We start from the raw sequence: 3664 nt of genomic DNA on the forward strand, positions 1-3664 counted from the left end.
GGGTACGACCGCCAGCCAAGCATCCTCCTGCCCACACCCACACCCACATCCACATCCACACCCACATCCACATCCACATCCACATCCACATCCACATCCAGCGCAAATCAGCGTTCCGGCCACGCGCCCTGCAAGCGACGCCGCGCGCCCCCATCTCGTCGACATCGCTTGCAGGAACCCGCCTCACCATGATGCCGATCTCCATTCTCGACCTCGCCCCGGTCTGCGAAGGCAGCGACACCAGCGCCGCCTTCGCCAACATGCTGGACCTGGCCCAGCACGCCGAACGTTGGGGCTACCACCGCTACTGGCTGGCCGAGCATCACAACATGCCCGGCATCGCCAGCGCCGCCACCGCGGTGTTGATCGGGCATGTGGCCGGCGGCACCAGGCGCATCCGCGTCGGCGCCGGCGGCATCATGCTGCCCAACCATGCGCCGCTACAGGTGGCCGAGCAGTTCGGCACGCTGGCCTCGCTGTATCCCGGTCGCATCGACCTGGGGCTGGGGCGCGCACCCGGCACCGACCAGGCCACGGCACGCGCGTTGCGCCGTTACTTCGACAGTGCCGACCAGTTCCCGCACGACGTGGCCGAACTGCTGCGCTATTTCGAGCCGGCAGTCGACGGACAACTGGTGCGCGCCGTGCCCGGTGCCGGCATCGAGGTGCCGGTGTGGCTGCTCGGCTCCAGCCTGTTCGGCGCGCGCCTGGCCGCGGCGATGGGCCTGCCGTTCGCCTTTGCCTCGCATTTCGCCCCGGACGCGATGGACGAGGCGCTGGCGGTGTATCGCCGCGAGTTCCGCGCTTCCACGCGCCTGCAGGCGCCATATGCGGTGCTGGCCCTGAACGTGGTGGCCGCCGCGTCCACGGCCGAGGCGCGGCGTCTGTTCACCACCCAACAGCAGAGCTTCGTCAACCTGCGCCGCGGCCGCCCCGGGCTGATTCCGCCGCCGATCGACGACATCGAGGCGTTCTGGGCGCCGCACGAGAAGCTGGGGGTGGAACGCGCACTGGCCTGCACAGTGCTGGGCGATGCCGACGCGGTCGCACAGGGGCTGTCCGACTTCGTCGCGCGGCACCGCCCGGACGAGTTGCTGCTGACCGCCAACATCCATGACCACGCGGCGCGCTTGCGCTCGTTCCAACTGGCGTCGGAGGCCTGGACGCAGGTCGCCGCGGCCGCGTGATGCGCGTATCTGCGCGGGTGTCTACACGCGCAGACGCGCGCGGGCGCTCATTGCCATATTTGCGTTGATGGGCATCACACCGCGCACCGCTTTCACGATGTCTTGATTTTCCCGGGTATGTCATCGTTTCGCGTCGCGCATCAGCGTGGCGTTACGGCCTCGGGACACGGCCGTACAACTGACGCGAACAGGGGGATCGGCAATGAACGCACAGCATCCGATGGCGCCGGTGCACGAATGTGGACTGGAGGCGGCCTTGCAACAGATGAGCAAATGCCTGGAGCGCCTGCGCGTCCAGACGCCGGAACGCCTGGCCAAGGGTGCGTCCGTGCGGCCGTCGCACATGCGCAACGTGTTCGCCAGCGAGACGGAACTGTACCTGGTGAAGTAAGCGGGCAGCGGGCGCTCCACTGCCGCGTGCGCTCAGCGCAGCTTGTGCATCCACTCCCGGCCCAGGTCGACCACCTGGTCCGAGGCCAATCCCAGGCTCAGAGCCACGGCGATGCTGCCCAGCCACGACAGCAGCATCAGTCCGCCGTCCCGTTCCAGCAGCGCCAGCGCGAACAGCAACAGCATCGCGCCGAAGGCGTAGTTGGTGAACGGAATCGGCAGCGACAGCAGGATCCCCAGCACGATCAGCAGCAGCCCACTGAAGGCGCGCGCCGGCAGGGTATCGACCAGCGCCGGCAGGCGCGGCTTGAGCAGTCGGTCCAGGCGTCGCAGCCACGGCGCGATGCGGCCGACGAAGCGTTGCATGGTGCGGCGGCGCGGCCCGCGCTCGCCGATGAAGCGCGGCAGCCACGGCTTGCGCAGGCCGATCAGCATCTGCAGGCCGATCAGCGTCACCAGCGGCCCGCTGATGCCGCCGGCCAGGCCCGGCACCGGCAGGAACGCCGGCAGGATCGCCACGAACAGGAACACGCCGAACGCGCTCTGCTGCAGGTCGGCGAGGATCAGCCGCAGCCGCAGGTGTTCGTCCGGGTCGCCGAGGACGAAGGTGTCGAGCAGGGTGCGGATGCCCTCGGCGCTGTAGCCGTGGTCGCCCTCGTGCGGCGCACCGCCGGGTGCGTCACCCGGTGATGTCATCGCTGTTCTCGTCCTGCAGCCTGCGCAGCAGCAGCTTGTCCACGCGCGCGCCGTCCAGGTCGACGATCTCGATGCGCCAGCCGGCCCAGTCGAAGAACTCGCCGGCGTGCGGGATGCGTCCGAAGTAGTAGATGCACAGGCCGGCCAGGGTGTTGTAGTCGCCTTCCTCGGCGCTGGGCAGCTCGGCGCCGCCCAGCAGTTCGCGCAGGTCCTCGATCGCCAGCGAACCGTCGATCAGCAGCGAGCCGTCGGCGCGGGTCACCACCAGCGCGTCCTCGTCGGCGTTGTCGGCCGACTGCAGGCGCCCGACCACCGCGCCCATCAGGTCGCTGATCGTCACCAGGCCCTGGATCTCGCCGTACTCGTCCACCACCAGGGCCATCGATTGCTGCTCTTCGCGGAAGATCTCCAGCAGCTTCATCGCGTGGGTGGACTCGGACACGAACAAGGTGTCGCGCAGGCTCTGGAACAACTGGGTGGCGTCGCCGTCCATGCGCGTGACCAGCGATTTCACCTCCAGCACGCCGGCGATGTCCTGGTCGCTGCCGCGGTACACCGGGTAGCGCGAGAACTCGTGTTCGCGCATCACCTGCAGGTTGCGCTGCGGCTCGGCGTTGGCATCGAGCCAGGCGATGCGGTTGCGCGGGGTCATCAGGCTGTCGGCGGTGCGGTCGCCCAGGCGCATGACCCGGTTCATCATGTCGCGCTCGTGCGCGTCGATCACGCCGGCCTCGTGGCTCTCGGCCACCAGCATGCGGATTTCCTCTTCGGTCACCGAGGCCGACTCCTCCTTGCCCAGGCCGAGCAGGCGCAGCACCAGCCGGGTCGAGCGCGACAGCACCCAGACGAACGGCGCGGCGATCCGGGCCAGCCAGCCCATGGGGATGGCGACGAAGCCGGCGATGACCTCCGAACGGGTCAGGGCCAGGCGCTTGGGCACCAGTTCGCCGAAGATCAGCGTCAGGAAGGTGATCAGCACGATCGCCAGGGTCTTGCCGATCAGCGCCGACCACGGCTGCGGATCGCCGAACAGGGTGAAGTTGGCCGCCAGCGCCGGGAATAGCGCCTGCAGCTTGGCCGCGATCGCCACGCCCATGGCCTCGCCGCCGAAGGTACCGGTGAGGATGCCGATGGCGGTGATGCCGATCTGCACGGTGGACAGGAAGTGCTCGGGGTTCTCGGCCAGCGCCAGGGCCTTGGCCGCGCGCGTGCTGGACTGGGCCATCTGCTTCAGCCGGCTCTTGCGCGAGGTCATCAGCGACATCTCGGACATCGCGAAGAAACCGTTGAGCAGGATGAGGGCTGCAACGATCAACAGTTCAAGCATGCGCGCGCTCCTTGGCGCCAAGGAAAGCGGGGACATGGGCGCCGTTGCGGCGCGGGGGAGGGGG

At 68.7% G+C, this 3664-nt stretch carries 5 protein-coding genes; 2 read left to right on the forward strand and 3 right to left on the reverse strand.

Annotation, left to right across the window (positions count from 1 at the left end; translation table 11 throughout):
• On the reverse strand, positions 1-205 hold a 205-nt coding region (locus CEK69_RS21390; protein ID WP_226975251.1), incomplete at its 3' end, for a hypothetical protein.
• Here CEK69_RS21390 and CEK69_RS20830 point away from each other — a divergent pair.
• Entirely contained in the window at positions 189-1187 is a 999-nt protein-coding gene (locus CEK69_RS20830; RefSeq protein ID WP_152247710.1) for an LLM class flavin-dependent oxidoreductase, read from the forward strand. The two genes, CEK69_RS21390 and CEK69_RS20830, sit on opposite strands and share 17 nt — an antisense overlap.
• A gap of 202 nt (positions 1188-1389) precedes the next feature.
• The gene (locus tag CEK69_RS20835) at positions 1390-1578 is read left to right on the forward strand and encodes a hypothetical protein (RefSeq protein ID WP_152247712.1); all 189 of its coding nucleotides are present in this window, start codon (positions 1390-1392) and stop codon (positions 1576-1578) included.
• Between the two features lie 32 nt (positions 1579-1610).
• Here the strand turns inward: CEK69_RS20835 and CEK69_RS20840 are convergent, their stop codons facing one another.
• Positions 1611-2273: an exopolysaccharide biosynthesis protein gene (locus CEK69_RS20840; protein WP_017912618.1), complete on the reverse strand. Its 663-nt coding sequence runs from the start codon at positions 2271-2273 to the stop codon at positions 1611-1613.
• Entirely contained in the window at positions 2257-3600 is a 1344-nt protein-coding gene (locus tag CEK69_RS20845; protein ID WP_152239551.1) for a hemolysin family protein, read from the reverse strand. Before CEK69_RS20845 ends, CEK69_RS20840 begins: the two co-directional genes overlap by 17 nt.
• Between the last annotated feature and the right edge of the window lie 64 nt (positions 3601-3664).

The organism is Xanthomonas sp. LMG 12462, assembly GCF_009192885.1.
Classification (GTDB): Bacteria; Pseudomonadota; Gammaproteobacteria; order Xanthomonadales; family Xanthomonadaceae; genus Xanthomonas_A; species Xanthomonas_A sontii.

Coding starts and splice junctions, on each gene's coding strand:
- CEK69_RS20845 (WP_152239551.1), bottom strand. CDS start 3,600: ATGCTTGAACTGTTGATCGTTGCAGCCCTCATCCTGCTCAACGGTTTC.
- CEK69_RS20830 (WP_152247710.1), top strand. CDS start 189: ATGATGCCGATCTCCATTCTCGACCTCGCCCCGGTCTGCGAAGGCAGC.
- CEK69_RS20840 (WP_017912618.1), bottom strand. CDS start 2,273: ATGACATCACCGGGTGACGCACCCGGCGGTGCGCCGCACGAGGGCGAC.
- CEK69_RS20835 (WP_152247712.1), top strand. CDS start 1,390: ATGAACGCACAGCATCCGATGGCGCCGGTGCACGAATGTGGACTGGAG.